The sequence below is a fragment of the Nonlabens ulvanivorans genome, assembly GCF_000732625.1.
GTDB lineage: Bacteria > Bacteroidota > Bacteroidia > Flavobacteriales > Flavobacteriaceae > Nonlabens > Nonlabens ulvanivorans.
The window spans coordinates 1,205,524-1,223,225 of sequence record NZ_JPJI01000032.1 but is presented as its reverse complement, the minus strand read 5'-3'; the positions used below and the strand labels follow the sequence as shown (position 1 = coordinate 1,223,225).

The 17,702-nt window shown below is 37.0% G+C and carries 14 protein-coding genes; 4 read left to right on the top strand and 10 right to left on the bottom strand.

Going from position 1 to position 17,702, the window contains the following annotated elements; translation table 11 throughout:
* Nucleotides 1–19: 19 nt before the first annotated feature.
* The 9 genes from IL45_RS12605 to IL45_RS12565 form a co-directional block, all read right to left on the bottom strand.
* A complete protein-coding gene (locus IL45_RS12605) occupies nucleotides 20–5,734 on the bottom strand; it encodes a T9SS-dependent choice-of-anchor J family protein (protein ID WP_036584525.1) in 5,715 nt (1,904 codons plus the stop codon).
* A gap of 182 nt (nucleotides 5,735–5,916) precedes the next feature.
* Nucleotides 5,917–6,723, bottom strand: coding sequence for an enoyl-ACP reductase FabI (locus IL45_RS12600; RefSeq protein ID WP_036584523.1), 807 nt, complete (start codon nucleotides 6,721–6,723; stop codon nucleotides 5,917–5,919).
* A 31-nt stretch (nucleotides 6,724–6,754) separates the two neighbouring features.
* Nucleotides 6,755–8,434 (bottom strand): DNA repair protein RecN, encoded by a 1,680-nt coding sequence (recN, locus tag IL45_RS12595; protein WP_036584520.1) that lies wholly within the window; start codon nucleotides 8,432–8,434, stop codon nucleotides 6,755–6,757.
* Nucleotides 8,435–8,519: 85 nt separating this feature from the next.
* Nucleotides 8,520–9,425 carry a type IX secretion system protein PorD gene (gene porD, locus IL45_RS12590; RefSeq protein ID WP_036584518.1) on the bottom strand — a complete coding sequence of 302 codons (906 nt, stop codon included), beginning with the start codon at nucleotides 9,423–9,425 and terminating at the stop codon, nucleotides 8,520–8,522.
* Nucleotides 9,400–10,608, bottom strand: a complete 1,209-nt coding sequence (gene coaBC / locus IL45_RS12585; protein ID WP_036585365.1) for a bifunctional phosphopantothenoylcysteine decarboxylase/phosphopantothenate--cysteine ligase CoaBC — start codon at nucleotides 10,606–10,608, stop codon at nucleotides 9,400–9,402. Before coaBC ends, porD begins: the two co-directional genes overlap by 26 nt.
* A 7-nt stretch (nucleotides 10,609–10,615) precedes the next feature.
* Entirely contained in the window at nucleotides 10,616–10,942 is a 327-nt protein-coding gene (locus IL45_RS12580) for a DNA-directed RNA polymerase subunit omega (protein ID WP_006795545.1), read from the bottom strand.
* 8 nt (nucleotides 10,943–10,950) lie between these two features.
* Complete coding sequence (locus IL45_RS12575) at nucleotides 10,951–11,745, bottom strand: outer membrane protein assembly factor BamD (RefSeq protein ID WP_036584515.1); 795 nt, start codon at nucleotides 11,743–11,745, stop codon at nucleotides 10,951–10,953.
* A gap of 116 nt (nucleotides 11,746–11,861) precedes the next feature.
* Nucleotides 11,862–12,743, bottom strand: a complete 882-nt coding sequence (gene dapA / locus IL45_RS12570) for a 4-hydroxy-tetrahydrodipicolinate synthase (protein ID WP_036584512.1) — start codon at nucleotides 12,741–12,743, stop codon at nucleotides 11,862–11,864.
* A 1-nt stretch (nucleotide 12,744) separates the two neighbouring features.
* Entirely contained in the window at nucleotides 12,745–13,257 is a 513-nt protein-coding gene (locus IL45_RS12565; protein ID WP_036584510.1) for a DUF6913 domain-containing protein, read from the bottom strand.
* A gap of 38 nt (nucleotides 13,258–13,295) precedes the next feature.
* Between IL45_RS12565 and IL45_RS12560 the strand changes: the two genes are divergently transcribed.
* From IL45_RS12560 to IL45_RS12545, 4 genes are all read left to right on the top strand, one after another.
* Entirely contained in the window at nucleotides 13,296–14,081 is a 786-nt protein-coding gene (locus tag IL45_RS12560; protein WP_036584508.1) for a 5'-nucleotidase C-terminal domain-containing protein, read from the top strand.
* An 11-nt stretch (nucleotides 14,082–14,092) separates the two neighbouring features.
* Nucleotides 14,093–15,019, top strand: coding sequence for a bifunctional metallophosphatase/5'-nucleotidase (locus tag IL45_RS12555; RefSeq protein ID WP_036584506.1), 927 nt, complete (start codon nucleotides 14,093–14,095; stop codon nucleotides 15,017–15,019).
* Between the two features lie 23 nt (nucleotides 15,020–15,042).
* Nucleotides 15,043–15,441 (top strand): hypothetical protein, encoded by a 399-nt coding sequence (locus IL45_RS12550; RefSeq protein ID WP_036584503.1) that lies wholly within the window; start codon nucleotides 15,043–15,045, stop codon nucleotides 15,439–15,441.
* Nucleotides 15,442–15,619: 178 nt separating this feature from the next.
* The gene (locus IL45_RS12545; RefSeq protein WP_036584501.1) at nucleotides 15,620–16,903 is read left to right on the top strand and encodes an ammonium transporter; all 1,284 of its coding nucleotides are present in this window, start codon (nucleotides 15,620–15,622) and stop codon (nucleotides 16,901–16,903) included.
* Here the strand turns inward: IL45_RS12545 and IL45_RS12540 are convergent.
* Complete coding sequence (locus tag IL45_RS12540) at nucleotides 16,896–17,699, bottom strand: hypothetical protein (protein ID WP_036584499.1); 804 nt, start codon at nucleotides 17,697–17,699, stop codon at nucleotides 16,896–16,898. The genes IL45_RS12545 and IL45_RS12540 overlap by 8 nt on opposite strands.
* Nucleotides 17,700–17,702: the final 3 nt, after the last annotated feature.

Sequence of the window (17,702 nt, the reverse complement as noted above, 5' to 3'; positions counted from 1 at the left end):
CAAAAATGAATTTATTAATTTATTTCTTAACTACTCTTCTAGTAGCACTACTCGAACCTGATTGAATTTCAAATAGATACAATCCAGTCGCTAAATCAGAAATGTCAATTACTGCATTCTCATTATTAACAAAAATTGTTTTCAATTGTTGTCCTAATAAGTTTGTTACGGTAACACTATCGATGACTACAGTTCCATTAATATTCACAATACCTGTTGAAGGGTTAGGGAATAATTTAAGACCTGCTTTCGCGAAAGCGTCTCCATTACTAGCTGTTGCATCAATAGTAAAATTGTCTACAAAGAAATCATTATCTTCTGAATCAGGTGTAACACCGTTAGTTCCCCAGAACGCTAATCTTACTACACCAGAATAGGCTGAAAGATCGATTTCAATATTTTGACCTGTAGGCGCTATCACAGAAGAATTGTTCCATACTTGAAGTGCTGTCCAAGTAAGCCCAGCATCATCAGAAATTAAGAACTGAACTTCATCATCACTTCCTAAACTAGCCTGAATCCCTGTATCGTCACCAAATTCTGTTAGAGCGATATCAAACAACGCACTCATATTATGACCTGTAGCTCCTAAATCAAAATCAGGAGTTACTAACCAATCGTTAATTGCGCCAGTAGCCCATATATTAATTTTTGCAGCAGATCCATTAGCACCACCAAAAACATTTGCATAATCATCTGTTTGCCATGCTCCATCACTTCCATTTGGCCCTAAAGCTACAGCAGTATCATCACCTTCTTCCCAACATGTTCCAGGGAAAGTAGTAAAGTCATTTCCAGCAGCACCTGATATTGCACCATACGGAGTTGGTAAAACATCACAAGGAGTAGTAAAGTTTAGTGGTCCAACCCAATCACTTAGATTACCCATTCCACAATCAGCTCTTACATAAACTTCATACGAAGTTATTGCTGTTAAACCTGCTTCTACTGCACCAGTAACAGTTACAGGCGTCCCTACTGCTGTTGGCACACCAGTACCTGCAGCTTGAACTACATATTCCCACGCTGTTTCTGTACCACCAGCATTCCATCCAAAATCAACTCCAGTTGCTGTAACCGAATTTAATACTAATGAATTAGGCGATAGACATCCTGTAAATTCTTCAATAATAAAATTATCAATGGCTATATCTGATTCAAAACCAGCTCCACGCTCACCTCTAAATCTAATTTGAACCGTTCCTCCACCAAAAGGAGTTAATCCTAATGTTGAATTTAAATAAGCATCACCTTCTGCTGTTTGCTGTTGTCCATTAATAACTAGTACATCATTAACGAAACCTGTACCGTCATTTACATCTACATGTAAATTACCCATATTAACACCAAACATGTGGTAAGAGAATGTCAATGCTGGATTCGTCAAACTAGATATATCTACGATAGGAGAATATAATTCTGCTATTTCACCTGGTACACCACTCGACGTTTCAACATACATATAATTTCCTGTATTGATTGCAGGTGCAGGACCTGTTCCTCCAGAGGCTGTTAAAGTTGATGGCGCAGCAACCCAACCTAAACTAGCTGTATTTACAGCAGACCAGCAGTTCTCTATATTAAAGAAATCTGCAGCACCAGGGAAACCACTAGTAGTCGTTGTAAAAGTTTCAAAATCTTCTGTATATGGCGCCGTTAAAGGATTACATACTGTCGTAAATGTTCTAACATCAGAAGCAACACTAGGAGCACCAGAACAATCAAATGTTACATAAACATCATAACAAGTATTATCTGTTAAACCTGTAATTGTATATGGATTTCCAGTTGCTACAACAGTAGTTCCTGTACCTTGTGTAAATCCACAAGGTCCATATTCAATATTTACTGCCGTTGCAAGTGGCTCTGCAGTCCAAGAAACAGTAGCCGAATCATTAGTGAATGAATCAATTGCGACCATCAAAGGATCTGGACATGTAGGTTGATCTTCAACTACCACGTCATCAATAAACATTCTCCATCCATCAGTTGTTGATGGCGGAATTCTAAATGCAATATAAACTGGCCCAGTATAAGCAGATAAGTCAATAATCTCTTCTACATAAGTCACGTTACTAAATAAAGTAGCGGGAAGTAAAGTGTTTGTAAAATCTGCAGCATTTGAACCTGTTGTAGAAAGTAACACTTCCATATTGTTAGGCTCACCTGCACTTTGTACTCTATACTGATATTTCAAACGCTGCGCACCTGTTAAGTTTAATTGTGGAGAAATTAAATAATCATCATCTGCTCCACCATTAAAGTCTGTCGTTATTGCAGCTACTTGATCACCTTCAAATGGATTAGTGCTATAATCAATATTCCATTGATCACCATCACCATTTGCATCTAATACAGTCCAGCATTGCTCTGTTGTACTCGCAGTATTAAACCCTTCTTGGAATGGCACGTTAAACGCGACACATGCCGTACAGAAAGTACCAGTTGAAGACCACGGACTAAAACCAGTAGTACTACATACTGACCTTACATAGTAATCAAAACATTGATTAGGAGATAATCCAGTTAATGTAAAAGGGTTAGTAGTTGCAGAAACTATTGTTCCAACACCAGTACCTGGTAAAAAACCAACAGCTCCATATTCAATTTCCCATGCTGTAGACGCTCCTTGCTCTGTCCATGCGATATCAACATCTGTAGTTGTTATGTTTGAAGTGGATAACATCAACGGTTCATCACAATTAGGTATTGTTTCAAACCTAACATTATCAATATACATTCTCCATCCGTCAGTTGTTCCCGGCGGTATTCTCCAAGCAATATATACATCACCAGTATAAGCTGATAAGTCGATAGACTCTGTCATGTAAGTAACATTTGCAAAGTTAGTTACCGGTAACAATTGAGTAGTAAAATCTGCTGGGGCATTTGTCGCTGTTGATATTAGAACTTCCATATCATTAGGTTCACCTGCACTTTGTACTCTGTAATCATAACGAACTCTTTCATTACCCGTTAATGTAATCGCTGGAGAGATCAAATAATCATCGTCAGCTCCACCATTAAAGTCAGTAGATATAGCTGCTACTTCATCACCTTCACTAGGGTTTGATGCATAATCCATATCCCACGCATCTCCATCACCATTAGCATCAACTACAGTCCAGCAATCTTGAGTTGAACTTGAAGAGTTGAACCCTTCAGAGAATGGTACTGTAAACGCAAGACAAGTAGTACGACCTGCTAATGGACCAACCTGTGCACTTACATTAGTCGCACTACAATTACCTGTGATATAGAAATCATATTCTGTATTTTCTGTAAGACCAGAAACTGCATATGGATTAGTTGTTACTGTGACCACAGTTCCAGTACCAGGCACGAAACCTACTGGACCATATTCTATATCCCATTCGGTCTCTGTCGATCCTACCGTCCATGATAAGTTAATAGTATCGCTAGTTGAAGAATCAACTGCAAAGGCACTAGGCACTGGACAAGCTGGCGGAGCCGCACAAGTAACAGCTGCTTCCCATCCAGATTCTTGAACAGAACCATCAGATGTAAATACAAACGTAATACATCCAGAAGGAAGAGCACCAATTAACATAACTTGCGTTAAATCACCAGTACCTTGGAACGCCGCTGTACTAGCAGGATCCCAACACCATACATCTCCAACTCCATTAGGAGGACTGATTACTGGGAAGGTGTCATCTGGACCTGCGTAAATAGTCAATCCGTCATAACAATCATTAGAAAACCCACGTTCCTCAGTATCAAATGCTGTAAAATCTACATAAACTACATCTCCAGCGTTATCTGGACAAATTGTATATGTTGTATTCTCGCTAGCATTATAGCCAGCAGTTGTTCCACCAGCATCAGTAAAAGCATCTCCTGCACAATAATCCTTTGTAGTAGAACCAGTTAATGAAACCGGGATAGATTCATCACCAGGCCCACATAAAGCCGTTATATAAAATTCGTAAGCAGTATCACTCGTTAAACCTGTTATTGACGTACTAGCCATTGTTGGGTTAGGTGTTACTAGTGTTCCAGACCCAATTGCGAATCCAGGAGCACCATATTCAACTCTCCACTCGGTTTCTGTACCACCAGCAGTCCAAGAAAGATCTAAAGATGTTGCAGAAGAAAGATCAATCATTTGACCAAATACTACTGGACATGTAGGCGGAGCCGCACAAGTAACTGCAGCTTCAAATCCAGCTCGTTGTCCACCACCATCAGATTCAAAAACAAATGTCAAACAACCAGAAGGTAATTTACCTATTAATAATTCCTGAACTAAATCTCCAGTTCCAGAACCTGCGTCCCAACACCATTCTGTTCCACCACCAGGAGGATTAATGGTAGGAGACAATGTATCTGGTCCGTCGTATACCGTTAAACTATCCCAACAACCAGCAAAGGAAGTTTCCAATTCAAAAGCAGTAAAATCTACATAAACAACATCGCCAGCGTTATCTGGACAAACAGTGTATGTAAAGTTTTCACTTGCGCCATAGTCGCCTGCTACTCCACCAGAATCTACTAGTAAATCACCTGCACAATAATCTGCCGGCGTTAAAACACTTGCGCAAACAGGTGTAGATAAATCCATAGGACCACAAACAGCAGTTACACAAACGTCATAATTCACACCAGATGACAACCCAGTAAGAGTAAATGGATTATTAGTCATTGAAGTAACGGTAGTTCCAGTTCCAGCAACAAATCCTGCAGGACCATATTCTATACTCCATTCTGTCTCTGTTCCACCTGCAGTCCAGGCAACATCAACAGATGTTTGACTAACGTTAGAAAATGTAATACCAGAAATATCTGGACATGATTGTGCTGTAGTAGCAGTATAAGGACCAGCCCAAAGACTTAAATCACCCATCCCGCAATCAATACGCACATAAAAATCATAAGTAGTATTTGCCGCAAGACCTGTTACATCTGCAAAAGGCGCTGTGAATTGCTGTACCATTGTACCTGAACCTTGAGTAAAACCAGCAGGCCCATATTCAATATCTGCAATAGTACTAGGGTTTCCATTTGCGTCCCATATAAATGATACACTCGTAGCTGTTTGAGTTACAGGAGCAAAATTAGAAGGCGTAGGACAAGACTCTGTAGTAGTAAAACTTGCAGGTCCTTGAGAATTACTTAAATCTGTAGCAGAACATTTAGCTCTTACATAAACATCATAATTCGTAATTGCACTTAAGCCGTTAACGGTTGCAGGATTCGTAGTTGCTGTAGTAACCACACCTGAACCTACTGTAAAACCTGCTGGTCCTACTTCTATTTCCCATTCAACTTCGGTTCCTACTTGGGTCCAACCGATTTCAGCTGCATCAGCAACCACATTATTTACAGTTATAGTAGTTACCGCAGGACATGTAGGACATGAGGCTGATCCATTGAAGTAATTACCTGTTGCCGGTGAAAATCCAGAATCAATTACAATTATTCCTTCAGAATCAAAAAGGGTAAATTCATTATCTCCAGGTGTTACCGCATCTGCGATATAGTCTAGAACTAATGTATCTCCATCATTAACAGTTAGGGAAACAGTATTTTGATTACCAGGAGGATTAGGGACTGTATACACAGCAGGAGTACCATTAATGGTAACTGTAATTTGTGCACCATTTCCCCATCCGTCACCGAAAGCGTCTCTCATTTCAAGAGAGTAATTACATTGTGCTGAAGCTAATGCTACAGTAAACAACAATGCAATTGAAAGTAGTTTTTTTAACATGAGTTAGTAGTTTGATTTAATAATGTCGAATATAATATTTTAGAATCAATTAACACTGTTAAATTTCAAATGTTGTAAGGAAGCATAGCAACACAATATTAAATTAATTACGCTTTCGCGAAAGCGTAAAAAAAAAGCCCCTGTAAATACAGAGGCTTATTAACGATAACTAAAGTAGATACTTAGAACTTTTCAATAACTTCTTGACTTACTCCTGTATTTGAGAATCCACCATCATGAAAGAGGTTTTGCATCGTAACTTTTTTAGTGTAGTCCGAGAATAACGTTATGGAATACTCTGCACATTCTTGCGCCGTAGCATTACCTAAAGGACTCATTTTTTCAGCATAACTTATGAAACCATCAAACCCTTTAACTCCTTGTCCAGCTGTGGTAGGTGTAGGAGATTGTGAAATGGTGTTAACACGTACCTTTTTATCTTTACCAAAGAAATAACCAAAGCTTCTAGCAATAGATTCTAGATAAGCTTTATTATCTGCCATGTCATTGTAATCTGGAAATGTTCTTTGTGCAGCCATATAAGTTAAAGCTAGGATACTACCCCATTCACTCATAGCATCTTGCTTATACAAGGTTTGCATTACCTTATGAAAAGATACAGCACTAACGTCCCAACCTTTTTGAGTCCAATCATAATTTTGATCTGTGTAGGCTTTTCCTTTTCTCACGTTTACAGACATTCCTATAGAGTGTAAAACAAAGTCAAGCTTCCCACCTAGAATCTCTACTGATTGAGACACTAAGTTTTGAAGATCTTCGAGACTAGTAGCATCGGCCGGTATAATTTGACTACCTGTTTTCTCTGCTAGCTCATTAATGGTCCCCATACGCATTGCGATTGGTGCATTGGTAAGCACAAAGGTTGCACCTTCGGCATGAGCAAGCTCAGCTGTTTTCCAGGCAATAGAGTTCTCATCTAGTGCGCCAAATATAATTCCTCTTTTTCCTTTTAGTAAGTTGTATGACATATCTTAAATATAAGTGACAAATATAAAATTCTTATTGAAGTAATACACGTGCATTTTCCCTTGCGGCATCAGATATTTTTCCACCGCTTAACATTTGCGCTATTTCTTCTACTCTTTCTTCTATATTTAATCTGTAAATGTTTGAAATTGTTTGTTCGTCTTTAACTGCTTTTTTAACAACTAGATGATCATTACCTGCACTTGCAATTTGAGGTAAATGTGTGATAGTAATCACCTGTAAGCTAGTACTCATTTGTTGCATTATAATCGCCATTTTCTCTGCAATAGCACCACTTACACCTGTATCTATCTCGTCAAAAATGATCGTTGGTAAATTCTTATAATTAGATAGCAATGCCTTTATAGCAAGCATCAATCTAGACAATTCACCACCAGAGGCTGCTTTATTTAATGGTAACAGCGCAGTTCCTTTATTTGCGGTAAATCTAAATTCTACTTCATCCATACCGTAAGAATTAAAGCTGTCTTTTTTTTCGATGTTGACTTTAAAAGACGCTTCCGGCATCCCTAGCTGCTTGATAATAACAAGAACCTCTTCTTCTAATAAGGTTGATTGTTGAACACGTTGTTGATGTATCTTATCTCCTAGTTTCTCTAAAGATTTATGAGCTGAATCTAGTTGAACTCTTGCCTGTTTAATCTTTTTAGAGATGTTTTGAGTGGTAAAAACCTTATCTGCTAACTCATCTCTCAATACGATAAGTCCATTAACATCCTCTTGATGATGCTTCTTCAGCAGTTGCTCAATTAAGACTAGGCGCTGATTAATGATTTCTAATCTAGCTGGATCAGCCTCGACACTATCCGCTTTACGGGACATTTCTTCACTGAGGTCTTCTAATTCTAAAAAAGTGGTATGAAGCCGTTGATTAGCATTCTCAAAATCAGAATCATATTTTGAAATTTGGGTAAATCTGTTTTTAAGTAACCTTAACTGATCCAACAATCCATTATCATCCTGATCCATCATAGATTGAAATTCCTGTAATACAAGTTGAATCTCCTCTACATTACTTAACTGTTCATTTTCTTGCTCTAGCGCTGTAATATCAAGCTGATCTAGTTGAGCATTATCTAATTCTTCTAATAAAAAATTATTATAATCTGCTTCTTTAGATAACAATTGCTCTTCTTCAACCCATTTATTGAGTTGTGTTTTAAGAGCCTTGTACTGACTCCATTCAATTCTAAAAGAGTCTAATAGAAATGAGGCTGGTTCTTTAGCCTTCTCAGTTAGTTTATTGACAAATGATTGTAAAACATCTATTTGAAAATCATCAGAAGCTAGTTGTAAAGTTTGATGTTGAGAATGAATATCAATTAAACGATTACCAACTTCACTCATTGTAGCAAGTGTAACTGGTGTATCATTAATAAAAGCACGGCTTTTACCTGATGGTAAAATTTCGCGTCTTAAAAAACAAACCGGCTCAACATCTAGGTCATATGATTCTAATAATTCATCTAATGCTAAACTAGACATCTCCACGTGAGCCTCCACAACACATTTACGTGTTGTATCTCTCACAGCGCTTAAATCCGCCCTTTTACCTTGAACTAACCCAAGCGCACCTAATAAAATAGATTTACCAGCACCAGTCTCACCAGTAATCATGGTAAGCCCATTCTTTAAGTTCAAATCGAGGCTGTCGATCAGAGCAAAATTCTCAATGTGAATATGTTTAAGCAATTGATTTTAAGACATTAAGAAGTACAAAAACTGTACTACGTTACAATGTTTAAATCTAGATAATTTAAAACATCTTACCAAAGCTCTAGACCTTAATATTACGCCATTTTGAGGACTGATTAGGCGCTAATTGTTGTAAAGTAGTTTTGAGCTCTCTAATATCGACAGCTGGTCCTCCAGAAAATATACTTAAAATCTCATCTGCCTTAGCATCAAAGAATAACCTCTGTATTAAACTATTGGGCCTTCGGCTGTTAAGAGCTTTTAATTTTAAAATCTCAGCACTGATGAGTAACTTAGCCTTCTTTTGATCCTCTGCAAAAGTATCCATACCCTTACTGTGATATCCATACAACACTTCACGATATTCTTTAAAAGTTTGAGAAAGCATATCATCGTTTAATTGAAAACGAGTTCCCTGCCCATCTGTGGCCTTCCATCCTACAGAATTACTTTGCTGTGCCAGACTAACAATACGTTGCGCTTCAATATGATACTGTTGACCACCGTTAAGAGCAAACGTATCCCCATCAATCCCCAACATAGTATAAATATAGAATGAGATCAATGATGTTAAGTTATTTTCATACTGATTTGCATTATAAAAAAACGGTGCATACTCTAGATATTCAAATTCAATATTTGAATCTTTAAAATTAAATATAGGAGATGAATAAGAAGAGTTAAAAACAGGTCTAGAAAGGGATATTTGAACATTCCCTTTGAACCGATCATTGTCATAATCAGTAATTACAAAAACAATAGAACAATTAATCTTTTCTTCATCTCTATAATCTTGATCAGTCCACTCCGTATTATTAATAAACTCCTGCATAGAAGTCTCTAAGGTTCTAAAAATAGTCTGATTAGGTTGCGCAACATTCTGCGCATTAACCTGTACCACTGCGTTGAACTCTTGCGCATGAGAAGTCCCCATAACTAGCAAGAAGAATAAGGGCAATACTTTAAAGAGTTCTTTTAATAATTTCATTAACGATGTCTTTTGCCACTTCTGTTTTAGGTTTCGTATCAAAAACAAATGTTTTTTGATTCCTATCAATCAGTGTAATTTTATTTGTGTCTTTACCAAATCCTGCACCTTTATCACGAGTAGAGTTTAATACAAGTAAGTCTGTATTTTTCTTTTCCGCTTTCGCGAAAGCGTGCTCCAGCTCATTTTCCGTCTCTAGAGCAAAACCGACTAGATAAGGGCGATTTTTCATAGCACCAACACTAGCTAATATGTCAGGATTTTTAACCAACTGAATTGTTAACGTTTCCGACTTCTTTTTTATTTTCTGATCAGCAGGATTTATAGGTTTATAATCAGCCACTGCAGCACTAAATATAGCATAATCTGCTTCATTGATATTTTCATGCACATGATCGTACATTTCTTGAGCAGTCTTAACGTTAATTCTATGAATTAAATGGTGGTCAGTTAATACGTGGCTAGGTCCCATGATTAGAATGACCTGCGCACCTTTAGAAGCCATCTCCATAGCCAGTGCAGCTCCCATCTTACCACTACTATGATTTCCTATAAATCTTACTGGATCAATTGCTTCATAGGTAGGGCCAGCCGTAATAAGACATATTTTTCCCACTAACGGCAATTGTGATTCGATATCTTTTTCAATAAAAGCTACGATATCTTCTGGTTCAGCCATACGACCTTCACCAGTCAAACCACTAGCAAGCTCTCCAGTGCCCGCAGGCACCATTTTATTGCCATAACTAGATAGCTGCTCAAAATTATATTGTGTAGAAGGATGCTTATACATATCAAGGTCCATCGCCGGAGCGAAGTAAACCGGACATTTTGCACTACAATAAACAGCTAACAGGAAATTATCAATATTTCCCGAAACCATTTTACTCATGGTATTTGCAGTTGCTGGTGCGATGATCATATAATCTGCCCATAAACCTAACTCAACATGATTATTCCATGTATCATTTTCATCATCTTCATTAGTAAAAGATGATAAAACAGGATTTTTAGATAATGTAGAAAGTGTTAATGGCGTGACAAATTCTCTAGAAGATGGAGTCATCACCACCTTAACAGTGGCGCCCGCTTTTATAAGCAGGCGCACAAGGTAAGTTGTTTTATAAGCAGCAATACCACCGGTTATACCTAGCAATATATTTTTACCACTTAGAACCGAAATCATTAGATTACTCTTCTGATTTAGAAGTATCTCTAAAATATATTTTACCGTCTAACCATTCTTGAACAGCAATCTGGTGAGGCTTAGGTAGACGCTCATAAAATTTAGAAACTTCAATTTGCTCTTTGTTCTCAAAAACTTCTTCAAGAGAATCATTATAGGTAGCAAATTCTTCTAACTTTTCAATTAGCTCTTCCTTTACATCGGTATTAATTTGTTCAGCACGCTTAGCTATGATTGAAATAGCCTCATACATATTACCTGTAGGATTAGTTAAATTATCCCTATTATAAGTAATAGTACTTGCTGGCGCTTTTATGTTTTTAGTATCCATAACTGAAATTAGATGTTATTCTTTATTTTATAATCGTTGATGTTTTCCATGATCTCATCTGCATCCTCACGATACTCACTGGTTGGAAAACGAGAGACAAAGGTATTATAATATTTTGTAGCAAGCTCTAATCTTTCTGGAACTAGCTCATTTCTACTCTTTAAAGCATATAAATATTGTGAATCTATCAGATAAAATTGTGCATCATCCATAAATTCAGAACCAGGATGTTGTACAATGAAGTTTTCAAAACTCTTGATCGCTGGTATATATCTATTACGGTGATGATAATTCTTTGCAATCTCATAAGCCTTTCGATCTAATTTAAATCTCAATTCAGATACTAAACCGTTTGCCTGTTCTGCATACTCTCCATCTGGATATAAATTGATATAGTCTTGCAATTTTGCCAAAGCCCGATCCGTATTCACCTGACTTTTTGAATAAACAGCAGACATATGATAATGACTTTTTGCTCCCATAAAAGCGGCGTATTCCCTATTATCACTCGCAGGATGTGATTGCACAAATCGCTCGTATTGATATGCACTATTAGGGTAATCTCTAGTTTCATAGAGAGCCTTTGCATATTTAATAGACAACGCTTCAGCTTTATCTGTTCCTCGATACTGCGGTATGATTTGATCAAAAAGATTAACAGCCTTGCTATACTTCTCTCTTTTAAGAAGTGTATCAATCATAGCTAGCTTCACCTCATTATCGGTAGACTTTAAAGCAGTCTGATAAGGTCCACAGCTTACTGCCATAATCGCTAAAAGAAGTAAAACAATATAGTTTTTCATACTCAATTTTAAATGGTTTGCAAAAGTACAATTTTTATACATATTTTCTTAGTTGTCTATGCAACTAACGCATATAATTGAAATGAAGTATAATGCTTAAGATTAATTAATCTACCTTAAGCCTCATACTGCTTTAAGAATGTATCTATTCTAGACTTTAAGTTTTCATTTACAGGCACCAATGGCAACCTAAGATACTCTTCGATCAACCCTAGAGAAGCTAGCAAAGATTTAATTCCGCCAGGATTACCTTGCTCAAAAATCATATCGATACTTGCAGCAATTTTATAATGCAATTCAAACGCCTCTTCAACATCACCATTAAGACCGTAACGTACCATATCACTAAAACCTTGAGGCAATCCTTGACCTATCACTGATATAACTCCAGCTCCACCAGCAAGCACCATGGACAATGTAATCATATCATCACCAGATATCACTAGAAAATCTTTAGGAGTATATTGAATTAATTTCATGGCTTGTACAATATCTCCAGCTGCTTCCTTGATTCCCAATATATTATCAAAATCATGTGCAAGTCTAACAACTGTTTCAACCGCCATGTTAGACGCCGTTCTACCAGGCACGTTATACAAAATAATTGCTTTTTCTGTAGCTGTTGCCACAGCTTTAAAATGCTGGTAAATACCTTCTTGCGTAGGCTTATTGTAAGCTGGCGAAACAGACAAGATGGCTATATAATCGTTTAAATCTGTGTTTTTAACTTCTTCAACTACAGCAGCCGTATTACTACCACCTATACCCAATACCATAGGCAATCTTCCAGCATTTGCTCTAGTTATCGTTGATTTTACAGCCTCTTTTTCTTCAAGAGTTAAAGTTGCACTCTCTCCGGTAGTACCTAATACTACTAAATAATCAATTCCATTATCAATTTGATAATTCACCACTTGCTCTAATGCGCTGTGATCTACCTCACCAGCGGCAGTAAAAGGTGTAATCAATGCTACACCAGTTCCTATTAAATCTTGCATTTTATTGAGTTAATATTTTTAAATACTTTTTTAATTCTATTATTAATCCTTTATAATCCTTAAGATCAACACTTATGGAAAGATCAAAAAGAGATTCATTATCACTACCATAAGCCACCTTTAAACCAGACGGCAACGCCAGACTCACATAGTCTATCAAATCATTTTCAGTATTAAAATGATTGATCTGTAAATCAAACGTTTTACTTAATAATTCCTTTGTTTCAGAATCAGTAATACCACCAGACCATTTGATTAATTTTCGATCAATTAAATGAGCGTCGGTTATAGTAGATTTCTTTTTATCATTTACGTAAGCTATACATGTTACCGCATCTTCTTTTATCCCTAACTCTTCTGCCCATTTTAAAAAAGGACTTATGTCAGAAACCTGCTGACCGTCATATATCACCACAAGCGATTGAGGCCATTTAATAGACGGCCTAACTTGCTCCTTTTGCAATTTCTGCAGTTCTTTGCGCAACCAGCGGCGCTTAATTCCGTTAAAAATCATGTACTTTTACTAACTGTACAAATGTAGCACAATAGGACATGAAAACATCTATTTATAAGCGACTGGGAAAGGCTTTTTTCTATCTCGCTTTCGCGAAAGCGTTATTAATCACAACCTCTTGCAAATCAGACCATTTACAACTTACTAAAATATCGAGCTCGCAGACTCATATCGACAGCACGCTACAAAGCGTCGTACAAATAGATGAGTACATCGCACCGTTCAAAAAATCGTTAGACGCTCAAATGGATGAACAATTAAGCTTCAATCCTGCTTCCATGAATAAAAACGATTATAAGTACAACACTCCTATCGGTAACATGCTCGCAGCAATCGTACGTGAACAAGGAGCTCCTATTTATAAATCTCGTACGGGAAAAGACATAGATGTAGTTTTACTAAATCATGGTGGTATTAGAGCAGGAATGCCTGCCGGACCAGTAACAATGAGAAGGGCTTATGAAATCATGCCATTTGACAATGAAATAACCATCGTTGAACTTACTGGCGAAAAGATGAATGAATTAATCAATTACATCATCGATCGTAAAAAAGCCCATCCATTTGACGGAATGCAAATTATTTTAAACGCAGACAACAGCGTTAATATGGTTACTATACAAAACAAGCCGCTAGATAAAGATAAAATATATACCGTAGCAACTAGCGATTACTTGTATAGCGGTGGTGATGATATGAGCTTTTTTAAAGATGCGCCTATGGTGAAAATAGATTACAAAATACGTAATGCAACTATAGATTACTTCAAGAAAGTGGACACAATTAAATTTGAACATGACAACCGATTTGAGGTTCTCGATTAATAAGCAAGAAAATGGAAAGAAGAAAATTTATACGCAATACAAGTGCTGGAATGGTAGCTGGTGCGGCTCTATGGTCTAACTACGCTCTTGCAAATGGTATTCTTACAGGACCAGAATTAGAGCCTGGAACTAAGAAAATCACCATTTTACATACTAACGATACACACTCACACATTGAACCTATTTCTGGTGGTCGCAATGACGGTCGTGGTGGCGTTGCTCGCAGGGCTGCTGTGATTAATAAAGTACGGACAGAAAACCCCAATACTTTATTGCTGGACTGCGGTGACATATTTCAAGGTACTCCATATTTCAATTTCTATGGCGGTGAGCTTGAGATTAAATTGATGTCTATGATGGGATATGATGCTGCCACCATAGGGAATCACGATTTTGATAACAGTATAGAAGGCCTGTATAAGCAATTACCTAATGCAGATTTTGACTTTGTGATCTCCAATTACGACTTCTCAAACACCATCATGGATGGACACACTAAACCCTATAAAGTAATGGTCAAAGATGGTGTGCGCATCGGGCTATTCGGTGTAGGAATAAAACTAGACGGATTAGTAGACCCAAAAATGTATAAGGAAACCGTTTACAATGACCCTATAGAAGTCGCAAAAGACCAAATTAAAACACTGCGTGAAACAGAGAAATGTGATCTAGTAATCTGCATGTCGCATTTAGGTTATTCATATAGAGGTGACAGAGTATCTGACCTATCACTTGCAGCAGCAACATCAGGCATAGATCTTATCATAGGTGGTCACACTCATACTTTTCTCGATGCCCCAGAAATCGTAAAAAATGCTACTGGAAAAGATGTTATGGTGAACCAAGTAGGTTGTTATGGGATCAATCTCGGTCGTATTGACTTTTACTTAAAAGAAGGAAAGATCGATAAAGGCGTTGATGTAGTTTATGAGATTTAATTCAATCAAATTATAAAATAATTATGACCAAATCAACCATCACTAAAGGATTCATACTTTCAGGAATTATAAACACCTTAGGAATTCTATTCTTCTCTAAAGGCTTTACCAATGATGTTATTCCAGAAACAGATCCAGTAGTGATGTCCTATTTTGGACTACTTATGATTATGGTTTGGGGTCTCGCTTTTATTGCCGTAGCTAAAGTTTTTGAAAAAGTGAAATGGCTTGTTGCTGTATTTGCAATTGAAAAATTGTGCTATGTCATTGCTTATGGATATTGGTTCGCTAATAATAGCGTTCAAGAGGTTTATGATAAAGATAAAATTGCTGGAATTTTTTACTCTATCTATGGTTTAAATGACTTTCTCTTCATGGTATTTTTTGGTTATGTTTTCATCAAACTCATGAAATCCAAATAAAACCACCGAAAAACCAAAGTGTAATTTATACCTCAACACCCCAAAAATATTGCCGAAACAACATCAATTATTACATTTTAAAAACCATAAGCCCCTAATTTTATAGGGTTAAACTATAAATTTTATATAATTCTAAAACACATACCCTATATTTGAAAAATAATTTAAAATTTTTCCAATGGGCAAAAAGGTCAATTTTATAGTTTTAGCTGTTTTAGTACTTATCAGTTTAACGTTTAGTAATCCCTATACCGAAAATGGTGATATGAGCGCCATTGATAGTGGCGATACTGCATGGATGTTGATAGCATCGGCATTTGTATTACTAATGACGCCAGGACTTGCCTTTTTCTATGGTGGTATGGTGAATAAAAAATCCATGATTTCCACGATGCTGCAAAGCTTTGTAGCTTTAGGAGTAGTAAGTATAATATGGGTAATTGTAGGTTTCTCACTTGCCTTTGGAGAAAGCTATTATGGAATCATAGGAAACCCAATGACTTATTTTAATTTTAAAGATGTAGGTCTTGCTCCTAACCCAGATTTTGCAGGAACTGTACCTTTTTTAGTATTTGCTTTATTCCAGCTCAAGTTTGCCATTATCACACCTGCCTTAATCACAGGTAGCTTTGCAGAACGTGTCCGTTTTAGAAGCTATATCTTATTTATGGTATTGTTTACTATTTTCATCTACACGCCTTTAGCACACATGACTTGGCATCCAGATGGACTATTGCGCAATCTAGGAGTGCTAGACTTTGCCGGTGGAACAGTAGTTCACATGAGTGCAGGATTTGCAGCACTTGCAGGAGCAGTTTATTTAGGAAAACGCAAAAAAATCACCCATGATCCAGCAAATGTGCCGTACATTATTTTAGGAACTGGATTGCTATGGTTTGGATGGTTCGGTTTTAACGCTGGTAGTGCGCTAGCCGCAAATGCAGATGCCGCCATAGCCTTTGCCAATACGAATATCGCTAGTGCCACCGCCATGATCACCTGGATGTTTTATGAACGTTTCTCAAATCGCAAAATGAGTGCTGTAGGCGCATGTATCGGTGCTATTGTCGGACTGGTTGCCATTACTCCAGCAGCTGGGTTTGTTACTATTTCACAAAGTATATTTATAGGATTTGCTACTGCGATTACTAGTAATATCGCTATTTCATTATTTTCTAAAACCGGTATTGACGATACACTAGACGTTTTCCCTAGTCATGGAGTTGGCGGAATAGTAGGTATGATTCTGACTGCTGTTTTTGCAAAAGATGTTGGACTTGTGCATGGCGAAACAGAAACCTTTATGTGGCATATCATAGCACTTATAGGAGTTTCTGTATTTACCTTCGGTGGTAGTTTGCTATTCTACAAACTGGTTGATATATTGATACCTATAAGAGTAAGAGACGATCAAGAAGAGCGCGGACTAGATGCCAGTCAACACGGTGAAGAAGTTAGTTAGATCTAGTGATACCTTTTTCGGGAAAAGCTGCATCATAGATGAATGCAGATTCATCTATTTCTGTAAAACAGCTTATCACCTTGGCTTGATCACTATAAATCAACTTATCATTCTCATCAAGTCTGATGTATAAAATGTAAATTTCCTCGCCACCACCGCACATTCCTCGGCCATTGCCACCAGGTTTAGACGGTACCGAAATATCTAATAGTAGATGATTGACATCGTCTACTACTTTATGACCTATAACATCAACAGCATAAGCATAGGAGAAATCTAAAGCATCTAGATCTAAAACAATTTGTTCATCTCTAGTTAGATAAACCTCTTGACTTCCTAGTTCCCAAAATTGCTCTTGTGGATTATCTTCAAACCAAGTTTTTAATATCGTATTAGAATTGCTTTTATGCCATTTTAAATCATTGAAAATACCGTTCACTGCAGTAGTTTCAAAGACCTCATCATAATTTAATACTTGACAAGCATACTCTTCATCAACTTCAGTTTCAAAATCACCATCATATTTGGCATAAATTTTAAAAGAATCTTCTTCAGGATATGTTGAGTAATAAAAAAGGATAGGAATAGACTCTGTACTATTATCATATTTATACCAGCCTGAGAATTCTTGCTCATATTCACAATAACCGTTGCTTTCCACATACATAGTTATGGGATATTCATCGATAAACCCATGTAATAACATAGTATTATTAGGGATGATTTTTGAAGAATAAGTTTGCGCTTTCGCGAAAGCGAAACTTAACAACACCACAAATACCAATACCTTTTTCATATT